Origin of the sequence: Micromonospora sp. NPDC048986 (assembly GCF_040649335.1) — a bacterium.
In the GTDB taxonomy this organism is placed as follows: Bacteria; Actinomycetota; Actinomycetes; order Mycobacteriales; family Micromonosporaceae; genus Micromonospora; species Micromonospora alfalfae.
Map to the genome: position 1 here is coordinate 198,874 of NZ_JBEZFJ010000001.1, position 19,160 is coordinate 218,033.

The 19,160-nt window shown below is 71.3% G+C and carries 17 protein-coding genes; 4 read left to right on the forward strand and 13 right to left on the reverse strand.

The features are described 5' to 3' along the window. Window positions 1-37: 37 nt before the first annotated feature. The 3 genes from AB0B94_RS00915 to AB0B94_RS00925 form a co-directional block, all read right to left on the reverse strand. Window positions 38-604: a PadR family transcriptional regulator gene (locus AB0B94_RS00915; RefSeq protein WP_112581719.1), complete on the reverse strand. Its 567-nt coding sequence runs from the start codon at window positions 602-604 to the stop codon at window positions 38-40. Window positions 605-669: 65 nt separating this feature from the next. Continuing rightward, window positions 670-1,344, reverse strand: a complete 675-nt coding sequence (locus AB0B94_RS00920; protein ID WP_357186283.1) for a response regulator transcription factor — start codon at window positions 1,342-1,344, stop codon at window positions 670-672. Beyond that, window positions 1,341-2,417 (reverse strand): histidine kinase, encoded by a 1,077-nt coding sequence (locus tag AB0B94_RS00925; protein ID WP_357266845.1) that lies wholly within the window; start codon window positions 2,415-2,417, stop codon window positions 1,341-1,343. Before AB0B94_RS00925 ends, AB0B94_RS00920 begins: the two co-directional genes overlap by 4 nt. Window positions 2,418-2,933: 516 nt before the next feature. Between AB0B94_RS00925 and AB0B94_RS00930 the strand changes: the two genes are divergently transcribed. Together AB0B94_RS00930 and AB0B94_RS00935 are read left to right on the forward strand one after the other, a co-directional pair. Then, entirely contained in the window at window positions 2,934-4,214 is a 1,281-nt protein-coding gene (locus AB0B94_RS00930) for a multicopper oxidase domain-containing protein (RefSeq protein WP_357266848.1), read from the forward strand. 19 nt (window positions 4,215-4,233) lie between these two features. Continuing rightward, window positions 4,234-4,668, forward strand: a complete 435-nt coding sequence (locus AB0B94_RS00935) for an SRPBCC family protein (RefSeq protein ID WP_238671262.1) — start codon at window positions 4,234-4,236, stop codon at window positions 4,666-4,668. Window positions 4,669-4,765: 97 nt separating this feature from the next. Here the strand turns inward: AB0B94_RS00935 and AB0B94_RS00940 are convergent, their stop codons facing one another. From AB0B94_RS00940 to AB0B94_RS00975, 8 genes are all read right to left on the reverse strand, one after another. Continuing rightward, window positions 4,766-6,055 (reverse strand): cellulose binding domain-containing protein, encoded by a 1,290-nt coding sequence (locus tag AB0B94_RS00940; protein ID WP_357266851.1) that lies wholly within the window; start codon window positions 6,053-6,055, stop codon window positions 4,766-4,768. 211 nt (window positions 6,056-6,266) lie between these two features. After that, the gene (locus tag AB0B94_RS00945) at window positions 6,267-7,412 is read right to left on the reverse strand and encodes an alanine racemase (RefSeq protein ID WP_357266854.1); all 1,146 of its coding nucleotides are present in this window, start codon (window positions 7,410-7,412) and stop codon (window positions 6,267-6,269) included. Continuing rightward, the gene (locus AB0B94_RS00950) at window positions 7,409-9,007 is read right to left on the reverse strand and encodes an IucA/IucC family protein (protein ID WP_357266857.1); all 1,599 of its coding nucleotides are present in this window, start codon (window positions 9,005-9,007) and stop codon (window positions 7,409-7,411) included. The genes AB0B94_RS00945 and AB0B94_RS00950 overlap by 4 nt, the downstream gene beginning before the upstream one ends. Further along, window positions 9,004-10,632, reverse strand: a complete 1,629-nt coding sequence (locus AB0B94_RS00955) for an IucA/IucC family protein (RefSeq protein ID WP_357266860.1) — start codon at window positions 10,630-10,632, stop codon at window positions 9,004-9,006. Before AB0B94_RS00955 ends, AB0B94_RS00950 begins: the two co-directional genes overlap by 4 nt. After that, window positions 10,629-11,798 (reverse strand): siderophore biosynthesis protein, encoded by a 1,170-nt coding sequence (locus tag AB0B94_RS00960; protein ID WP_357266863.1) that lies wholly within the window; start codon window positions 11,796-11,798, stop codon window positions 10,629-10,631. Before AB0B94_RS00960 ends, AB0B94_RS00955 begins: the two co-directional genes overlap by 4 nt. A gap of 50 nt (window positions 11,799-11,848) precedes the next feature. Beyond that, window positions 11,849-13,348, reverse strand: coding sequence for an MFS transporter (locus tag AB0B94_RS00965; protein WP_357266866.1), 1,500 nt, complete (start codon window positions 13,346-13,348; stop codon window positions 11,849-11,851). Further along, window positions 13,345-14,616, reverse strand: coding sequence for an MFS transporter (locus AB0B94_RS00970; RefSeq protein WP_357266869.1), 1,272 nt, complete (start codon window positions 14,614-14,616; stop codon window positions 13,345-13,347). The genes AB0B94_RS00965 and AB0B94_RS00970 overlap by 4 nt, the downstream gene beginning before the upstream one ends. Continuing rightward, on the reverse strand, window positions 14,613-15,323 hold the full coding sequence (locus AB0B94_RS00975) for a siderophore-interacting protein (RefSeq protein ID WP_357266872.1): 711 nt from the start codon (window positions 15,321-15,323) through the stop codon (window positions 14,613-14,615). Before AB0B94_RS00975 ends, AB0B94_RS00970 begins: the two co-directional genes overlap by 4 nt. An 81-nt stretch (window positions 15,324-15,404) precedes the next feature. Here AB0B94_RS00975 and AB0B94_RS00980 point away from each other — a divergent pair, with 81 nt between their 5' ends. Next, window positions 15,405-15,965 carry a GNAT family N-acetyltransferase gene (locus AB0B94_RS00980; protein WP_357266875.1) on the forward strand — a complete coding sequence of 187 codons (561 nt, stop codon included), beginning with the start codon at window positions 15,405-15,407 and terminating at the stop codon, window positions 15,963-15,965. Between the two features lie 46 nt (window positions 15,966-16,011). Here AB0B94_RS00980 and AB0B94_RS00985 read toward each other — a convergent pair whose 3' ends face one another. Together AB0B94_RS00985 and AB0B94_RS00990 are read right to left on the reverse strand one after the other, a co-directional pair. Next, the gene (locus AB0B94_RS00985) at window positions 16,012-16,692 is read right to left on the reverse strand and encodes a DUF305 domain-containing protein (RefSeq protein WP_357266878.1); all 681 of its coding nucleotides are present in this window, start codon (window positions 16,690-16,692) and stop codon (window positions 16,012-16,014) included. Then, window positions 16,689-18,569, reverse strand: a complete 1,881-nt coding sequence (locus AB0B94_RS00990) for a sigma-70 family RNA polymerase sigma factor (protein ID WP_357266881.1) — start codon at window positions 18,567-18,569, stop codon at window positions 16,689-16,691. Before AB0B94_RS00990 ends, AB0B94_RS00985 begins: the two co-directional genes overlap by 4 nt. A gap of 319 nt (window positions 18,570-18,888) precedes the next feature. On the opposite strand from AB0B94_RS00990, the gene AB0B94_RS00995 reads away from it, so the two are divergent. Continuing rightward, window positions 18,889-19,074: a hypothetical protein gene (locus tag AB0B94_RS00995; RefSeq protein WP_357266884.1), complete on the forward strand. Its 186-nt coding sequence runs from the start codon at window positions 18,889-18,891 to the stop codon at window positions 19,072-19,074. The last annotated feature ends 86 nt before the right edge of the window (window positions 19,075-19,160 follow it).

The window sequence follows — 19,160 nt, forward strand, 5'->3', positions numbered from 1 at the left end:
GCCCCGGAAATGCCCACCGGGGTCGGGGCTGGCACCGTCACGAGGTCGTCATCGAGGTCGGTTGGTTGGCCATCAGCTTGGGCAACTGGTCGAGCAGCTCGTCGTGCCAGGCGAGCTCGGTACGGAGTCGGAGCTCGGTATGACGGAAGGTCGTCCACTCCAGACCACGGATGTGCGGTGCCGCCAGCTCTCGGAGCGCGAGCCACGAGTCGAGCTGCTCGGCGAGTGCCTTCCGGCGCGCCACGATGATCGCGCGCAGCGCGTCTTCTCCGAGGTCGATCACGTTCTGCAGCGCCAGGTCGACCGGGTCGTGACGGAGCTTGGTGTCACGCAACGCCTCGTCGCGGTGGTCGATCAGCTCGGCCGCGCCCGCCGAGGTGAGCGCGTAGATCGTGCGGGCGGGCCGGTTGCCCTCCTGCTCGGTCCGGACCGCCTCGATGACGCCCTCGACCTGCATTCGGTGCAGCGCGCCGTAGAGCGAGCCCGGTTTGACGTCGCTCCACAGCTCGGTACGGTCGACCTGCGCCGCCCGGCGGATCTGGTGCCCATGCATGGGGCCCCCACGCGCGAGCGCTCCGAGTACGAACAGGCGAGTGCTATTCACGGCATTAGTCCAACACGAGTGCCCGTTTGCGGGCAAGTTACCCAGAGCAATCCTTGAGCGGCCTGCTATCCGTGAAACGTCGGATCGCAGAGCCTCGGCAGGACGATCAGCGAGGCCGCTATGGCCCTGTTGACAGCGTCGATCCGGGACACCGCGCCGAGTTTGGCGAAGATGTTGCGCAGGTGGCGTTTGACCGTCGCCTCCGACAGGCAGAGCCGGCCGGCGATCTGGGCGTTGCTCATCGCCTGACCGACCAACTGCAGGACCTCGCGCTCACGGTCCGACAGCGTGCTGTGCACCGGCCCCTGCACCTGGGTCAGGCTCTCCCGCGACACCGCCAGCATCACCGGCGCGTCATCGGCGCGGGCGCTGCGGATCGCCGCCACCAACTCCTGGCGGGTCGAGTTCTTCAGCAGGTAGCCGCAGATACCAAGGGTCAACAACTCACGCAGCAGCGTCGGGCCGTCGAACATGCTGAGGATGATGACCCGGCTCGCCGGCGCGACGTCCCGGATCCGGCGGACCGTGGTGGTCACCCCGTCGCCGGGGATCTGCACGTCGAGCAGGACGATGTCGGGCTGGCGGATTCGGATCTCGTTGATCGCGGCGCCGCTGTCGCCGGCCTCGCCGACGACCACGAGGTCACGCTGGGCGTCGAGGATCTCCCGGAGGCCGTCGCGCACCACCACGTGGTCGTCGACAAGCACGATGCGGGTCGGTTCGATCATCGTGACGGTCACCGGCCGGCCCCCGCCCCGACGGCCAGCAGCGGCACGACGAGCTCGACCGAAGCGCCCTGGTGGCCCGACGCGCGCACGGCGAGACGACCGCCCACGACGGCCGCGCGCTCAGCCATCGCGCGCAGGCCGGAGCCGTCGCGCGCCGCCGCGAGGTCGAAGCCCACCCCGTCGTCGGTGACGGTCGCCCGCAGCTCGTGCGGGGTGATGTCGATGACCGCGTGGATCACCCGAGCGCCGGCGTGGGCCACCGCGTTGCGCAACGCTTCGCGGACGACCAGGAACACCTCGTCGAGCACCTCGGGCGGCACCCACGACTCGTCGCCGTTGATCTCGGTGTGCAGACGGGTCTCGCCCGTCTCGACAGTCGACAGGAAGTTGGCCAGCGCTTCGTCGAGTGACCCGAGCGGCTGAGAGAGCCGGAGGTCGGCGATGAGCACACGCAGATAGCCGACCGCGTCGTGCAGCGACTCCCGGGCGATGACCACCCGGCGGTCCACGTCGTCGTGGCGTCGTTCCTGGGCGAGCTCGTGGGCCTCCAGGTTGCGGTACGCCGCGCTGAGGCTGTGACCCAGCCGGTCGTGCAGCTCGCGCGCGATCAACGAACGCTCGGCGATCTGCGCCTGGTGGACCTCGTTCATCAGGCCGGCGGCATAGCGCGAACTCGCCTCGACCAGCCGGGTCAGCGTCGTACGGGTGAGCGCGTCGGCGACCAGCGCCAGGATCGCGCCCTCGTCGGGCTCGCCGGCCAACTGCTCCAGCGCGTCGGCCAACACGATGTCCGCCAACGCGACGACAGCGCGAAAGCATTCGCGCGGGTGCAGCTCGACGTCCTCGGTGGACATTGCCGGCGGCGGTGTCGACAGCGGGTCGGTCGTCTCACGACGAATCTCGGCGATCGTGTCCCGGAGCAGGACCTCGGCCTGCGCCGTGTAGTTGTCGACCAGGTCAGCGGCCCCTTCGAAATCGTCACTCGCAACGGCAAGACGTTGACGGTAGGCGGCAAGAATCGGTTGATGCCTGCGTTCGAGAACCTCGGCAGCGGTCCTCCGCAGCGCATCGTTTCCAACAACCATTGCGGATCCCCCGGTGTGTGCCCTATTGCTCCCCAGGTGCGGGCACGAACGGCTCTCCCCAGCGCCGGCTGCCCGCCGTGTCGCCGACTCCCCCCGTCGTGGGCGACAAAGCACTCAGATCGGATCGGCCTTCTACGAGTTGTCACGGCCGACTACTCGCACGAGTCTACGGTCTCACCGCGCGTCGTTGGAAGCATCGAAGCTTAGCTTTTGGTAGTCACACCAAAACTTAAGGTGAAATCCACATTTGGCCGCGACCAGTTTTCGACGACGCGTCGAGGGGCCTGTCCGACAGTTCACCCGAGACCTCGACCACCAGGAGTGGAGCGACCAATGGTGAGCAGACGCAACGTCATGAAGGCCGGCGCCACCGCGGGAGCAGCCGCGCTGGTCACGACCACCGCGGCGGCAGCAGCCCGCGGGTCCACCCCCTCCGCGACACCGGCCCACGGCGCCCACACCGGCCACGGGAGGACGGCACACGTCGCGGCCGTCACCGCCCCGTTCGCTGTCCGGATGCCGATACCTCCCGTGCAGCAGCCGATCGCCTCGGTAGCCAACACCGACTTCTACGTCGTTTCCACCCGTAAGGCTCAAGTGGAGATCCTGCCCGGGACGCGTACCGAGGTGTTGACCTATGACGGGCTCTTTCCCGGCCCGACGTTCCGGGTCAAGACGGGCCGGCTCGCGGTCATCGCCCACAGCAACCACCTCGACATGCCGACCGCGGTGCACGTGCACGGAGGCCACACACCGTCGAGCAGCGACGGGTTCCCGACCGACGTGCTGAACCCGGGTAAGAGCCGGCTCTACAGCTATCCGAACAAGCAGCGGGCGGCCACGCTCTGGTACCACGACCATGCCCATCACATGGAGGCCGAGCACGTGTTCCGCGGGCTCGCCGGCTTCTACCTGATCGACGACCCAGCCCAGGCCGAACTGCGGTTGCCCAGCGGCAACCACGACATCCCGATCATGTTGCGCGACGCGCGGTTCGCCGACGACGCGAGCCTGGTCTTCGAACACGACGACTTCCAGTTCCGCAACACGATCCTGGTCAACGGCAAGCCACAGCCGTACTTCCCGGTAGCCGCCCGCAAGTACCGGCTGCGCTTCGCCAACGCCTCCAACCTCCGCACCTTCACCCTGCGGCTCGGCAACGACGCCGAGGTCGCCCAGATCGCGAGTGACGGCGGGCTGCTCGCCGGGCCGACGCCGATCCGCTCGTGGAGCCTGACGCCCGGCGAGCGGATCGAGATCGTCGTCGACTTCGGCGCCTTCCCGGTCGGCAGCCAGATCTTCCTCGACGACGCGGTGGCCGGGCCGGTGCTGCGCTTCGACGTCAACCGAGCCACCGCCGACACCAGTCGGGTGCCCGACCGGCTGAGCACCATCCCCGCGCTGCCGGCGGCCACGAAGGAGCGGGCGTTCACGCTCAACTTCAACCCGTCGACCGGCCAGTTCCTGATCAACGGGCAGCAGTTCGACGCCGGACGGGTGGACACCGAGATCAAACGCAACACGACCGAGGTGTGGACGGTGACGAACGGCGACACACTCTTCGGCATCCCGCACAACTTCCACCCCCACCTGGTCCAGTTCCGGGTGCTGGACCGCAACGGTCAGCCGCCGGCGCCGGGCGAGGCCGGGGTGAAGGACACCATCTCGGTGGGACCGGGCGAGACGGTCCGACTCCAGGCGACATTCGGGCCGTACCTTGGCCGATATGTCTACCATTGCCACATGATCGACCACTCCGCGAGTGGGATGATGGCACAGATGAAGATCGTTCCCTGACCCCTGAGAAAGGTTTCTTGTGCCCTCGGCAGAGAAGACTGTGCAGATCGGACGGACCCCTGAGGACGTCTTCGCCTTTCTCGCCCGCGGCGAGAACGACGCCCGCTGGCGTCCCAACGTGCTCGACGTCGCGCGCGTCTCCGGCGAGGGGGTCGGCGCTCGCTACAAACAGGGACTCAAGGGCCCCGGTGGGAGCCGCATCCCGGCCGACTACGAGGTGACCGGGTTCGAGCCGGGTCGACGTCTGGCGTTCCAGGCAACCGGCAGCGTCGTACGCACCCAGGGCGAATACACGCTCACCCCGGCCGACGGCGGCGGGACGCGGCTCACGCTGAAGCTGGCGTGGCAGCCGAGCGGGCTGTCGCGCTTCCTCGGCCCGGTCGTCGGCAAGACGTTCGAGGAGGAGATCGCCGCCCTCGACGCCCTCCGCGACCTGCTGGAGAACGAAGCCTGAGCGCAGCGTGAGCCGATGGCGCCGGCGGCAACCGCCGCCAGTGGACGTCACGGCAGGGCCCGGAGCCGGTCGGCTCCGGGCCCACCTGTTGCCGAACTCAGGGGCTGGTGCAGGTGACGTTGCTGGGTGCGGTGGCACCGTTGCCGGTGGCGGTGAAACCGAAGGTGGTCGAGGCGCTCGGGCCGACAGTGCCGTTGTAGGCGGCGTTCCTGACCGTGACACTGCCGGTGGTGCCCGTGTTGGTGCCGCTCCAGAGGCTGCTGATGGCCTGACCACTGGCCAGGGTCAGGCCCACGGTCCAGCCGTTCAGGGGCGCTGTGGAGTTGTTGGCCACTGTCACCTCGGCCTGGAAACCGCCGGGCCAGGTGTTGAGCGTCCGATAGGTGGCGGCGCAGGTGCCGGGTTCGCCGGTCGGCGGCGGGGTGGTCGGCGGCGGGTCGGTGGGCGGCGGGTCGGTCGGCGGCGGGGTCGTCGGAGGCGTTGTCGACTCGAACTGGCTGAAGAACCTCCAGATCTCACCCGAGGTCCAGGTCCGCGAGTCGTTGGGGCTGCCCGATCCGTCCACCGGACTGGGGGTGTGGTCGCCGTCGAACGCCGCCCACTGCACCGGGTAGCCGGCCCGGCAACCCGAGTAGGCGGTGGTGATGTGGGTGAGGCTGCCCCGGCTCGGCTCGCGCGGACTCTGCGCGGTGCAGCCGTTGTTGCGCACGAACGTGTCGCGCAACTGCCGACCCTGGGAGATGTTCAGCACGCTGTCGTAGATGCCGTGGATGCCGAAGTAGGCGACCGGCTGGGTGCCCCCGTTGCATCCGCTGAGGTTGGCACCGGAGAGGACGCTGACCGCGCGGATGACAGTGGGCCGGGCGCAGGCCACCGCGTAGCTCATGGCCCCGCCGTAGCTCCAGCCCAGGGCGAAGCGCTGGGTGGTGTCGACGCAGAGGTCGTTCTCGATCTGCCGGGAGATGTCGTCGAACAGGGTCAGGTCCCGACCGTTGGTGTTGGCCCAGCCGGCGTTGAGACCCTGTGGAGCGACGAAGATCGTGCTGTTGTTCGACAGCGGCTGGAGCCCGTAGTAGCCGGCCGACGTGACGTTGTTTGCCGAGCCGTTCAACCAGTGGAAGCCGAAAATCAGCCGGTAGGGGCGGTTCCGGTCGTATCCGTCCGGGATCCGCAGGTTGTACGTACGACTCTGGCCGCTGCTCTGAATCGTCCGCGTCCCGCTGGCGAGTGTGGGGGCCTTGCCGCAGCCGGCGGTCGCCGCGAGGGTGCCGTTGGTGGCGGCCACCGCCGTCGCACCGAAGCCGCCGCTCAACGCGCCGCCGGTGGTGGCCGCGAGGAGAAGCGCCGCAGCCGCGATGGATGGGAGGAGAAACCTACGTCTCAGCATTGTTTGGGCTCCTTGCCGTTCGGCGACGATCAGTGGTCGCCTGGCATCGACGGGGGCCCGGACTGGTCACCGACCGGGAAGGCGGCGGGAGGGACGGGGCCCTCGGCGCGTCTTCTCCGACTGGCTCGGGTGACCGGGAGCGTGCCCTTCACTCCCGGGTGAAAGATAGCATGTTATCGATAACACACCGAGTCGGTCGAGCCTCCCGGCCTCACGTCCCGAGCGGCCGGTCCGCCCACTCGGCGGCCACTTTGTGCAGGTCACCGGTGCGGAAATGCGGGGGCTCGTGCAGCAGGAAGTCGCGGTGGCTGATGTTCCAGGCGTACGCCCCGGCCATGGCGAAGGCCAGCACGTCGCCCACGCCGATCGGCCCCGCGGTGGCCGAGAAGGACAGCACGTCCTTCGGGGTGCAGAGCTGCCCGACCACTGTGACCGGGCCGCCGTCGGTACGGGGGCCGACGGCACCCTGTCGCGGGTGCACAGTGAACGGCTGCGCGTGCCCCTTCGCCGCCGGAGTCCGCAGGTGGTGCGTCCCGCCGGCCACCACCACGAACCACTCGCCGTAGGAGCGCTTCACGTCGACGACCTCGGTGAGGTACGCCCCGCAGTAGGCGGTGACCGACCGGCCCGGCTCGATGCGCAGCCGCACGCCCGGGTGCCTGTCGAGAACGTCCGCCAGGGCCTGGCCGTAGCCCTCCCAGTCGAACCGCGCGTCCGGGTCGGCGTAGTCGACTGTCATGCCGCCGCCGACGTCGACCTCCGCCGCGCCGACAGCGGCCACCGCCCAGCCGACCACGGCGGCGGCGACAGTCGCGGCGAGCGGCGCGTCCAACCCGCTGGCGAGGTGCGCGTGGATTCCCCGTACGTCGATGCCGGCGGGCGGGCGGCGGGCGCACGCGACCGCGTCGGCCGGGTCCATGCCGAACGGGCTGGGCCCGCCGCCCATGACCAGGCTCGCGCCCGGCGCGTCGACCGGCAGGTTCACCCGCAGCAGCACCTGGGCCGACCGGCCCGCCGCGGTGGCCAGCGCACCGAGTCGCGCCAGCTCGGTGGGTGACTCGACGTGGATGCGGTGCACCCCGGCGGCGAGAGCGGCGGCGAGGTCCGCGTCGGTCTTGCCCGGCCCTGCGTACGCGGTCGGCGCCCGTCCCGGCAGCACCTCGGCCAGCCTGCGCAGCTCTCCCCGGCTGGCGGCCTCGAACCCGTCGACGATCGGGGCGAGGGTTCGCAGCACACCGGCGTCCGGGTTGGCCTTGACCGCGTAGAGCAGCTCGACCGGCTGGGGCAACGCCGCCCGGATGGCTCGGGCCTGCCCGGCCAGCGCGTCGAGGTCGTGGACGTAGATCGGTCGGGTCATCGTGGCTCACCCATCGGGTTCGGCACCGGCACGAACGGTGCGGCCCGGTCGGCGTCGCGCCGCCACCGGACCAGCAGGTTCGCCTTGGCCAGCAGCGGCTCTCCGGTCAGCAGCGCGCGCAGCTCCGCCGGCTCACCGAGGTCGGCGGACACCGCCTCGACGACGGCGCGCAGCTCCTGCCACAGCCGCCGTTCGATTCCCGGCCGCGCGTCGGCGAGGGCCCCGCTGATCCCGCCGAGGTGGTTGACGAACAGGCAGTAGACGACCCGGCGGTGGGCGGCCCGGGGACCGTAGCGGACCTGGGCAGGGACGCCGTCCGGCCAGGTGCCCCACCGCTCGGCGTCCAGCTTCACCCCCTCCAGGTCGCGCAGCAGCATGCGTACCGGACGGTGGTCCCGGTCGAGCACGACGACCACGTTCTGCAGGTGCGCCTCGTGCACGACGCCGTGGCTGAGCCAGCTGCGCAGCACCGCCGGCACCAGCAGGCCGACGTACGCGCGCCACCAGGCCACCGGATCCGGTGTCACCAGCGGTGTTGCGGCCAGGGCCGCCGCCAGCACCGGGGTGTCGCCCTGACGCAGGTGCGGGCGCAGCCCGCCGCGCAGGATCGTGCCGTACGCCTCGTCCGGGCCGGGGACGTCGACTGTGCGGTAGGCGGGCTCGGCGAGCAGCCCCACCCCGTCCGGCAGCGGCACCCGGGCCAGCAGGTCGGTCAGCGCCACCGCGCCGCTGAGTTCGTAACGGGCGTTCTTGCGCAGGCAGTTGGTGATCCGCACGTGCAGGCTGGTCTTCACGAACAGGTCGGCCTCGGGGGCGTAGAGGGTACGGACGCTCGCCGTGGGTCGCACCGGCACACCGGCCGCCCCCAGGTTGCGCAGCCGGGAGTGGGTGGGCGGGATCAGCGACAGCTGCCAGGGGTGCACCGGTAGGACGCGGTGCCCGCGCGGGGGCCGTGGCGGGTCGAGGGCGGCCACCAGTGCATCGAACGGCCCGGCGTCGGCGATCAGGTCGTCCGGTACGGCCAGCCAGTGCAGCCGGAACGCGGTGCGCAGCTCCGGCGCGTACGCCCGCCAACTGTCCGGGTCACCGCTGCGCCACTTCGGGGTGGGGTGGTGCGGGTGGCCGAAGACAAGCGACTGCTCGGAGTCGACGTACGCGTCGATGGCCGGCTCACCGGTGGGGGTCGGATCCTCGGCCGGCCGGTCGGCCAGCAGCCGGGCCACTGTGTCCCGGCTGGACCTGACCTGCTCGGCGAACTCGTCGTTCACCAGGCCGGTACGGGTGGTGAGTTCCGCGGCGACCAGGGCGGCCAACCCGTCCGCGTCCAGGTCTTCCCACCGCCCACTGCCGGACCTGCGTTGGACCGGGCCGGTATAGCGGTGCGCGCCGAGCGGCGAGGTTCGCGCGACCTCGCAGCGCACTGTGACGTCGAGGTGCCGCAGCAGCAGCCGTACGCTGCCGTCGACCACTGTCGGGGCGCCGTCGGCCGGGGCCAGCTCGCGCAGCAGGCAGCCGAAGACGGCGTGGGCTGCGGCCAGGTCGGCGCGCTGACCGGTGTCGCTGGCCGGCCGGGAGCGCAACCGGGCGCTCGTCATCGTGTCTCCCGCAGGTAGTTCGGGCCGGTACGCAGGTAGTACTTGTTGATGTCGGCGCAGCCGAGCCGCTGTTTGGGCAGCAGGGTGCCGGCGGTGAGCATCGCCTTGATGGGCAGCTCGGTTGCGTGCAGGACCCGCTCGGTGAAGATCCGCACCGTCGGTCCGTCGCCCCAGCGGTCGCGGGCGGCGACGAGCCGGGGCACCAGCGCCTCGGCGGGTGTCGGCACGGGCAGTCCCCGGGCGGCCAGGGCGAGCACTGGCGCGGCGGCGGCCAGGTGCAGGGTGATGGTGATGAACACGTCGGCCAACTCGTGCGGGTCGCGCGCCCACATCCGGTCGTCGTGCAGGGCGAGCCCGTTGGTGCCGCCGTGCCGCCTGTCGAGCCGGGCGCCGTCGTTGTCCTTGTAGAGCAGGCCGACAGTGCCGTCCCTGTGCACCAGCAGGTGGATGTTCTGCGGGTGCGCCTCCAGTGCGATTCCGTGGCGTAGCCAGAGGAAGACGTGCCAGTCGAGCAGCAGGTCCAGGTAGGACTCCAGCAGTGCGACGGGCCGCTGCGGGCTGATCCGTTCCAGGACCGTGCCCGTCACCGGGTCGGCGGCGGCGAGGGCCGCTACCGGCACCACCTGGACGTCGGCCAGGTCGCGCGGAAATCGGCGCAGCAGGAAACCGCGGCGCTCGTCGCCGTCGACGTGCGCCCAGGTGCTCTCGTCGGCGTGTCGGATCCGACCGGCGAAGCTGGGTTCGGCGGTGGCGGTCCGGTCGAGCAGTGCGGCGACGGCCGCGCCGTCGGCGAGCGAGCCCGGTTGCAGGGTGCGCCGGTTGCGCGCGCCGAGACTCGCGGTCGGCAGCGGCAGTTTGAGATGCAGGTACGGGTCGTGGTCGAGCGCCACCGTCCGCATGGAGAGGGTGGGTCGCACCGGGGTCACCGGCAGGTCGAGCACCGGGAGCGCGTCGCGGGCCACTGTGATCGGATGCGCCGGCAGCAGCAGCTGACCGGGTCGCGGCGCGCGCGGCCACCACGCTGGTAGCTCGCCAGCGAGTCGGACGTCGTCGGCCGCGGCGGCGTACCAGCGCAGCGCGAAACGTGGGGCGTGCTCCGGGGCGTACCGGAGCAGTTCGTCGTCGCGCAGGCCGTGCCGGCACCTGTCGGTGGGGTAGACGGGGTGGCCGTGGTGGGCGGCGAGCACGTCGTCCAGGAGGGCCGCCGGCAGGCCGGTCGGGGCGAGCGCGCGTTCGGCCGCCACCTTGGTGAGCACCAGCGTCCAATCGCGGGCGGCGAGCCGTCGGGCCCGCAGGTCGGCGCGGCACTCGACGCCGAGGTCGCGCCAGCCGGCCTCGGCCTCGGCGTTGTCGTGCGGGGCGAGCAGCGTCAACAGTCCGTCCAGCGTCTCCGTACGCCGCACGTGGCCGGCGCGGGTCACCAGCAGCACGATCGGCGCGGCGCTGCGCACTGCCTGCTGGAACCCGTCGGCGCGGATCGGGATGCGCAGCAGGCCAGCGGGGTGTGGCACCTGCCACCAGTCGGGCCCGTCCGGTCGGCCCGTGCTGCTCAGACCGAGGTGATCCTCGCGCAGCAGGGCGTCGAGCACCCGGGCGAAGACCTCCCGCTCACAGTCGTCGCTCACTCGACGATGGTCCACTGGAGGCCGTTGCGGAGGGCGGCCAGCGCCTGCCGGACGGTGCCCTCGTCGGGGCCGATTCCGTGCAGCACGGCGAGGTAGTCGCGGTTCGTGCCGGTGTGCTCGGCGGTGCGGCCCACCTCGCGCAGCGGACGGCAGCCCAGCCGGACGTCGCCGTGGACGGTGTCGAGTGGGCCCGGTGCGGCGACGAGACGGCCGGACCGGTCCGCGCAGACGTACTCGACCCGGGCGTGACGGTGGACAGTGTCGGGCAGGCCGAGGGCGGCCAGCGGCTCGCCGAGGTGCAGCCGGATGACGTACTCGAACAACGGCACACCGAGCAGTTCGGCGAGGATCAGGTCCATCCGGTCGCCGATGAGGCGGTAGTTCACCTCGATCAGCCGGACCCGGCCGTCGGAGATGACGTACTCGGTGTGGCAGGCGCCGAAGCCGACTCCGAGCGCGTCGAGCCGCGTCCGCAGCTGGGTGCGCGCCCGCTCCTCCGGGGGCGACCAGGCGAGGCTCTCCTCGGTGAAGGTCGGCGGCGGGCCGAGGCCGGTGCGCCAACCGCCGAGGGAGGCCAGCTCGGTGCCGTCGCCGAGGGTCTCGAAGGTCCGCAGCTCGCCGGCGAGGTACTCCTCGACCACCAGTGCCACGTCCGGCCGCCGGCCACGGATCTCGGCGACCCGGGCGACCAGCTCGGTGTGGTCGGTCACCAGGTAAGCGTCCTCACTGGCCACCCCCTCGCGGGGTTTGACCACCGCCGGGAACATCCCGGTCGGCACGTCCGGCGTGACGCCGGGGTCGATGGTGCCGGTGCGTACCAGATCGAGGCCCGCGGCGGCGATCGCCCGGCGGGCCGCGGCCTTGTCCTTGCAGAGCCGGGCGGCGTCCGGGTGCTTGCCGGGCAGGCCGAGCTTTCGGGCGGCGATCGCTGTGGCCTCCTGGAGGTGGTCGCTGTTGGACAGTAGCGCCACCGCTCGGTCGGGTGCCGCCGCCGCGAGCACAGCGGCCGGGTCGCGGACCGCGCAGCGCGCCACCCGCACGTCCGCCGGCCATTCGGCCGGCCGGTCGGTCAGCACTGTGGCCGCCAGCCCGAGTGACGCCGCCGCCGGGAGGAACCCGTCCAGGACGGCGTCGGTGGGGTTGAGCGCGGTGATGTACAGCCGCATACCGCCTCCGTCGACTACCACGATGTGACTATTAGGGTAGCCTATCCTTATTATGCGGCTTTGGTGCGATCCGCCCGGTGTAGCAATCCGGCGGCAACCAGTCCACCGCTCAACACAGCAGCCGCGCCCACCAACTGCCCCGTCTGCAGCGCCGAGGCGAAGGCGACGGTCACTGCCTCCCGTTCGGCCCCTTCACCTGCGGCGGCGAGAGCCGCCGGAAACGACCCGGCGCCCGCCAGGGCCGCCGGCAGCAGCGCCGCGAACCGGGCGTTCAACACGGCACCCAGCACCGCGATGCCGAGGCTGCTGCCGACCTCGGTCATCGTGCCGTCGACGCCCGCCCCCGCGCCGGCCTTCGCCGCCGGGATCGCGCTCATCACCGCCTCGACGATGGCCGGATTGGCCAACGCGCAACCGACACCCATGACGAGCAACCCGACAAGCAGCACCCCGTACCCGTCGGACGGAACGAGGGTGACCAGCGCGAGACCGGCCGCGAGAAGCGTCATGCCAACGGCGATGGCGACAGCCAGGCCGAGCCGACGGATCACACTCGCGACGACGCCACTGACGTTGAGCAGCACGATGGACAGCGCGAAAGGCGCCATCCGCAGACCGGCCTCCCAGGCGGGGTACCCCCTGACGAACTGGAGATGCTGGGTGAGCAGGAAGAGCGCTCCGGTGGCTCCGAACGTGATCAGCACGACGCCGGAGATCGCCCCGACGAAGCGCCGGTCCCGGAAGAAGCGCATGTCCAACATCGGGTGCGCGATCCGTCGCTCCCACCGCACGAAGATCCCGAGCAGGAGCACGCCGACAGCCGCCGCGCCGATCACCTCGGTCGACGCCCACCCGTGCTCCGGCCCGGAGATGATCGCCCAGACGACCGCTGTCAGGCCGGCGGTGGAGAGCACGGCGCCGAGCACGTCGAGTCGGCCACCGGCCGGCCCGCGGGACTCGGGAACCAGCGCGCGACCGACGAGCAGGCAGACCAGCACGATCGGCACGTTCATCAGGAAGATCGCGCCCCACGGCAGATGCGCGAGGATCGTGCCGCCGATCGGTGGCCCGATGGCGAAGCCCAACGCGCTGGTGGCGGCCCAGATGCCGATCGCCCGGGACCGCTCGGCGGCGTCGAAGACCTGCATCGCCACGGCGAGCGTCGCGGTGACCAGCAGCGCGCCACCGATGCCCATCCCGGCCCGCGCGGCGATCAACTGCCCGCTGGTGCTGGCCAGACCGGCGGCCAGCGAGCCGACCCCGAACAGGGCCAGCCCGGCGAGCAGCATCCGGCGGCGGCCGTACCGGTCGGCGGCGCTACCGGCGGTGAGCAGCAACCCGGACAGCACCAACGCGTACGCGTTGATCATCCACTGCACCTCGGCGGTGCTGGCACCCAACTCGGTGGTGAGCACCGGCACCGCCACGGTCAGCACGGTGTTGTCCAACACCACCACCAGTTGCGCGACGCACAGCACGGCCAGGATGAGCCATCGCTGTGGCAGTAGTGCCGATGTCGCTGTGTCGGTGGCCGGCTGGACGCTGGTCACGCCACCGCCTTGACGCCGTCCAGTGCCTGCGGCTCGGTGGGTTGCCCGGCCGCCGGGTCGACGGCGGGGCCGGGCCGGTGCGGGAATCGTCGCTGGTGGGCGAGGCCGAGGACGACCCCGGCGGCCACCAGCACGATGGCCGCGACCGCTACCGCCGGATAGCCGACCCGGTCGGCCGCCGCGAGACCGATGGACGCCGCCACGAACGAGCAGACCAGGCCGAACGACGACAGCACCGTGAAGTCGGTGCCGCCGGTGTCGGGCCGGGAGTAGTCCATGTTGACCGTGTAGAGCACGACGTTGGCGATGGTGTAGGCCACCATGAAGCAGCAGAGCGCGGCGACCGTTCCGCCCAGCGGAGCGCGGCCGTTCATCAGCGGCAGCAGCAGCAACGTCGACACCGTGAGCGCCACGCCGCCGACCACCAGCACGCCAGCGCGCCCGAACCGCCCGATCCCGAGCCCCGCGACCAGGCCCGCCACGATGGCCGGGGCGCTGGTCACCACGCCGGTGACGACGCCGATCCGACCCAACGACCACCCCGCGTCGACAAGCGCCGGGGTGACAAGGGCGTACGCCATGCCCGCGCCGACGTAGACCAGCGGCACCACGCCGAAGGTCCACCACCGGCAGCCCGGCTGGCCGAACACCGACAGCAACGCCCGGTACGCCGCGCCGACCCGTTCCACCCGATCGGTACGGGGAGGCTCCCGGAACCGCCACACCACCAGCAGGCCGACCGCCGTCATCGCGGCCAGCAGGCCGATCGCCGGCACCCAGCCGAGCTGGTCGTAGACCAGCACGCAGGCGCCACCGCCGAGCAGGTTGCCGAGGTAGCTCGCGGCGACCTGGATGCCGTTGCCGGTGCCCCGGGCCGAGTCGGCCAGCATCCGGACCGCGACGGCGTCCACTGCGATGTCCTGGGTGGCCGAGAAGAACACGTACGCGGCGCAGATCGCGATGATCGGGCCGAGCGCGTCGGCTGGGCTGGCGAACGGCAGCAGCGCCAGCAGGGCGAGCACCAGGGCGCTCTGGAGCACGAGCAGCCAGGACCGGTAGTGGCCGCGGTGCCGTGAACCGTACCGGTCGAGGATCGGCGCCCAGAGGAACTTGATGGGCCAGATCAGGCCGACGATCTGCAACAGCGCCAGCGTGTCCAGCGAGGTGCCGCCGTCGCGCAGGATGGCGGTGAGCCCGACGGTGATGAAGCCGACGCCGAGGTACTGGGTGACGTAGAGCGCGGTAAGGGTGCCGAGTCGGCCCTTCATGCCGCTTTCCAGTAGCCGAGGGAGGTCAACCGGTCCTTGTCGACGCCCAGCGTCTTGCGGAGGTGTCGGGTGATGCCCCGGGTGGTGGCCGCCTCGCAGGCCACCCAGTAGTGGCCCGCGTCGCTGGTCGGCAGGGCCGCGCAGACCGTGTCGACGAGGTGCTGACCCGCGTCGCGCCGGGGCACCCAGGTGACGTCGTGGTGCGCCCGGGCCCGCAGCGCGAGTGCCTTCTCGCCCTCGTGGGCGTACTCGAGCCAGACCGTCGCCGGGATGTCGGCGCCGGCGTCGAGAAGGCTGTTCACCGCGGGCAGCGAGGCCGCGTCGCCGACCAGGTAGAGGTGCTCGGGCGCGGGGTCGGGCAGCTCGAAGGCGCTGCCCTGCACTGTCGCGCTGATGGTGTCGCCGACAGCGGCAGTGGTGGCCCAGCGGGCCGCGCACCCGTCGTGGATGGCGAATTCGAGTGTGAATCGGCCGGTGGTCGGATCGGGATCGACCAGCGTGTACGCACGCTGGTGGGCCCGGCCGTCGTTGTCGAACCACAGCCGGATCCACATCGTGGGGTGCACCCCACACGTCTCCAGCAGGCCGCCCCCGTCCAGCAGGAGCCGCTGGTAGTGCCCGTCGATCGACTCGGTGCTCAGGACGGTCAACCGAAAGTCCCGCCCTCCCATGGCCTTGAGGACCAGGGCCTCCCAGTTCCGTTTCACGCACCCCTCCAGGTAAGGTCATCCTTGGTTAGGGGAGGTTAACCTAAGTTGCGCCCCGGATGGAACAGAGGACAGCGCCCGATGACGTACCAGGAGAAGATCGCCGGTCTCGGCGAGCTGTCGTTGGTGACAGTCGACCCGGACCGGGACGCCGCACTCCTGCACAAATGGGTGACCCGGCCCCGCAACTCCTTCTGGGGCATGGGTTCGCACACCGTCGAAGAGGTCCGCGAGATATATGCCTTTGTGGACGGTCTCGCCACGCACCACGCGTACCTGATCACTGTCGACGGGGAGCCGGTCGGCCTCTTCCAGAGCTATCAGCCCGAGGCGGACCCGGTCGGCGAGCGCTACCCCGTCCAGCCCGGCGACGTGGGGATGCACCTGCTGCTCAGCCCCGACCGACGCCTCGCCCGCAGCCTCACCAACGCGGCTGGCCCGGCCGTCGCCCGCTTCCTGTTCCGCGACCCGGCCGCCCAGCGGATCGTGGTGGAGCCGGACGTCCGCAACCACCTCGCCCTGCGTCGGCTGGAGATCGAGGGCTTCACCTTCGACTCGGAGATCGACATGCCGGACAAGCGGGCCCAACTCGCGTTCCTGACCCGCGCCCGGTTCGCGGAGAGGCACCCGACGCCGGCCTGACCACCACGCGACCGGCGACCGCGCCGCGCTGCGGGGTCCGGTGCGCTCAGCCGCCCGGTGCGGCAGTGGGTGCGCCGGGCCGGTTGTCCAGCACGTTCAGCTCGGCGGCCCGCGCCTGCTGGATCCGGCCGGCGAGCGCCGTCACCTCCGGGCTTCCCCCGGCGGTCTGCTCGCCCCGGCACAGCACCACTGTCTGCGCGAGGTGCGCCCGGATCAGGCCAGCCGCCCGGGACGACACCTCCGCGTCGGACGTGGCACGTAGCTCGGCGAGGCTGGCCTCGGTGACCATGCCGGGCATCTGATGCCCCTCATGGATGTTCAGCTCCGCGGTGTTGCCCGCGGCCAACAGCCCACGCAGGTCCCGCAACTCCGCCTGATGGGCCTTCCGGACCTCGCCGAGAAGGGTCCGCAGCGACGGATCCACCGGGCGGGTGTCGAGCTGATCGATCAGCGCGAGCGCGCCCTCGTTCATCGGGATCAGCAGTTGGATGAAGGCGTCGTCGGTGCCGTTGAGCACCACCGGCACGGCCGGCACCGCAGCGGCCGACGACGCTGCCACCGACGGCGCTGCTGGTGCCTGGTTGGTGCGACCCCAGCCCTGACCGAGCCCGACGGCCACCGCCGTGGCGACCACTGTCGCGACGACGCCGACCAGCCGCCCGGCAGGTACGCGAGGCTCTCCGCGCTCCGCCATGCCCTGTTCGTCCATCTGTTCGCCACTGCTCACCGGGCGGCTTGGAACGCGCGGCCGACCACCGTCGCGCCGGTCCCGTCGCTGAACAACCCGGACCGGTCCTTGTCCGTGGCGGGTAGCCCGAACCAGGCGTAACGCTGGAGGTAGGGGAGTTGGCCGAGCATGGCGGTGGCCGCCGTGAGGAAGGCCGCCTGCTGCTGCTGGCTGGGAAACTGCGAACCGCCCCCGGCGAAGCGGATCAGCGCGAACTCGGTCAGCCAGATCGGTTTCCGGTACCGCTGGTAAACGGCCTGGAGGTACTGCCGGAGTTGAGCCACAGCGGTGGCGGTCGTGAAGTCGGCGCCGAACCAGTGCAGCGCGATGAAGTCCACCCGATGGCCGCGGGCCTGTGCGCCGGTCATGAACCTGTCCAGCCAACCCTGCGGGTCCGGACCGCCCCAGGCGACCGCCGGGCTGCCCAGTTTGCTGCCCGTCGCCATCAGCTGCGGCCACAGGTCCAACGCCTGCTCGACTGTCATGTTCGCCTGCTCGGGCAGGTCCGGCTCGTTGAAGGTGAGCAGGTACGGCCCGGCGGCCCTGGCCCGCGCCAGCTCCGCGGCGGTGACGTTCTCCGCGCTGCGGATCATCGGTACGAACGTCGCACCACGCGGGGTGCTGATCCCCGCGTGCTGGGTGCCCCAGGTGTAGTACCAGCTGGCCCTGGAGTTCGCCAACGCCTGACTCGCTCCGGCGAAGTTCCACACCCCGACACCCTTGCGGGCCGAGCTGACCGCCGGCGCGACCGGAGCCTTCGACGAGGGCCGCGCGCTCGGTGAGGGCGCGGCGCTCGTGGTGGCGACGGCGGTGGGCGCGGCAGACGGCGGCGCCGCCCACGAGGGCGCGGACGGATCGTCCGGCAGGATCACCACAGCCATGGTGATGGCCAGGACGGCGGCGGCCACACCGGCGGCGAGGGACGGCACGAGGCCACGGGGCCGGTTCACCGCGAGGTCGACGACGCTCGGGCCGCCGCCCGCATCGGTGGACACCACGCCGGGTGGCGTCGGCCCGGCGGCGGGTCCGGCCGCCGGGGTCGGGGGTACGACGGCCTGCGCGGCGGCGGGGGCCGCCGCGCCCGGCAGGTGGGCGCCGAGACCCGCCGGGAGCGGCAACAGCGGCATACCGGCCAGCAACCGGTCGATCGGCAGGAGGGTGGTTCCCAGCCGTCCGCAGAACGCGCAGTCGCGGACGTGTCGAGCCAGTCGCTTGCGCCACAGCGAGCTGGGCGTGCCGTCCCACTCGGCGGTCACGGTTCCCAGGTCCGGGCAGCCGGGGCGGGCGCGGAGCGCGCGGACGACGCCACGGGCGCTCTGGATCTGCTCCTTCATCCGATGGATCCGCACCGCGACGTGCCCGGGTGACAACCCGAGCGCGTCGGCGACCTCGTTGCGGGTGATCTCGCCGGTCTCCTCCAGCCACCACAGTGAGAGCAGCTCCTGGTCGTCCGGGTCGAGCCAGCGGGTCGCCTCGGCCACCTCGCGTCGTTGGTCGGTGAGGCCGAGCCGGAGGATGGTCATCCCCGCGAAGTCGGAGGCCGGGTCGGGCACGTTGTGGATCGCGTCCAGCCCGGCGTCGCGGTTGAGCGCGACTCGGCGGCGCGTCTCCCAGTCACGCACCTGGCGGATGGCGATCGCCACCAGCCAGGACCGGTATGCCGCCGGGTCGTTGAGCGCGGGCAGGTACCGGATCACCCGTACCAACGTCTCCTGGACCACGTCGTCGACGTCGGCGTGCCCGCGCAGCGCACGCCCGACGATGTTGTAGACCAGCGGGAGCGAGGCCGCGACGACGTCGTCGAGAGCGCGCTGGTCACCCTGCCGGGCCGCGACGACCAACCCGACGTCGGGCAGTGCTCGACCGGCTGACGACATGGGTCCACTCCTTGGGTGCTCATCCGCGCGGCAGCCACGCTGGGTGTGCTGACCGCCCTCAAGATCGGAGACTCGCGGCAGCGGGTGGGATTACAGAATTCCCGGGCGGCCGGTTCGTCACAAGCGAGGCGGGTCCGTCGGCGGCGCATATGTGTCGGCGGCGCCGGGTATGGTGCGGGGTGTCGGTGTCGCCGGGCGCTCGCCCGTGCACAGGACACCAGCGTTCGGGCACCAACGAGTGCGCCGAAGCGTCACCGGGTCGCACGGCCGACGTTGCCGAGGCCCGGACGCACCCCTTTCGTAGAGACAGGATCCCTGCATGACATCGAACGACAACTCTCGACCCGCCCTGTTTCTCGCCACGTCGCACGGTGACGTGCTGGACGGACCGGCGGTGACCTTCGACAGCAGCGAGGAGGCCATGCGGCAACTGCGTCACCCGTTCGCGGTGCAGCCGGCCCAGCCGACGCCGGGCGCTGTCGACCCCTCGGATCAGCGCGGCTGATCCCCACTCGCTCCCCTTCCAAACGCCTAACCTCATACTTTCGGCTAGAAAATAGTCGGTCTTTCGGGTAGTGTCCGGGTCATCAA

What these genes read in the sequence shown, in the direction of transcription:
- AB0B94_RS00945 (WP_357266854.1), bottom strand. Translation starts at nt 7,412, where the DNA reads ATGACCCGACCGATCTACGTCCACGACCTCGACGCGCTGGCCGGGCAG.
- AB0B94_RS00960 (WP_357266863.1), bottom strand. Translation starts at nt 11,798, where the DNA reads ATGCGGCTGTACATCACCGCGCTCAACCCCACCGACGCCGTCCTGGAC.
- AB0B94_RS00930 (WP_357266848.1), top strand. Translation starts at nt 2,934, where the DNA reads ATGCCGATACCTCCCGTGCAGCAGCCGATCGCCTCGGTAGCCAACACC.
- AB0B94_RS00980 (WP_357266875.1), top strand. Translation starts at nt 15,405, where the DNA reads ATGACGTACCAGGAGAAGATCGCCGGTCTCGGCGAGCTGTCGTTGGTG.
- AB0B94_RS00925 (WP_357266845.1), bottom strand. Translation starts at nt 2,417, where the DNA reads ATGGTTGTTGGAAACGATGCGCTGCGGAGGACCGCTGCCGAGGTTCTC.
- AB0B94_RS00995 (WP_357266884.1), top strand. Translation starts at nt 18,889, where the DNA reads ATGACATCGAACGACAACTCTCGACCCGCCCTGTTTCTCGCCACGTCG.
- AB0B94_RS00940 (WP_357266851.1), bottom strand. Translation starts at nt 6,055, where the DNA reads ATGCTGAGACGTAGGTTTCTCCTCCCATCCATCGCGGCTGCGGCGCTT.
- AB0B94_RS00990 (WP_357266881.1), bottom strand. Translation starts at nt 18,569, where the DNA reads ATGTCGTCAGCCGGTCGAGCACTGCCCGACGTCGGGTTGGTCGTCGCG.
- AB0B94_RS00970 (WP_357266869.1), bottom strand. Translation starts at nt 14,616, where the DNA reads ATGAAGGGCCGACTCGGCACCCTTACCGCGCTCTACGTCACCCAGTAC.
- AB0B94_RS00950 (WP_357266857.1), bottom strand. Translation starts at nt 9,007, where the DNA reads ATGACGAGCGCCCGGTTGCGCTCCCGGCCGGCCAGCGACACCGGTCAG.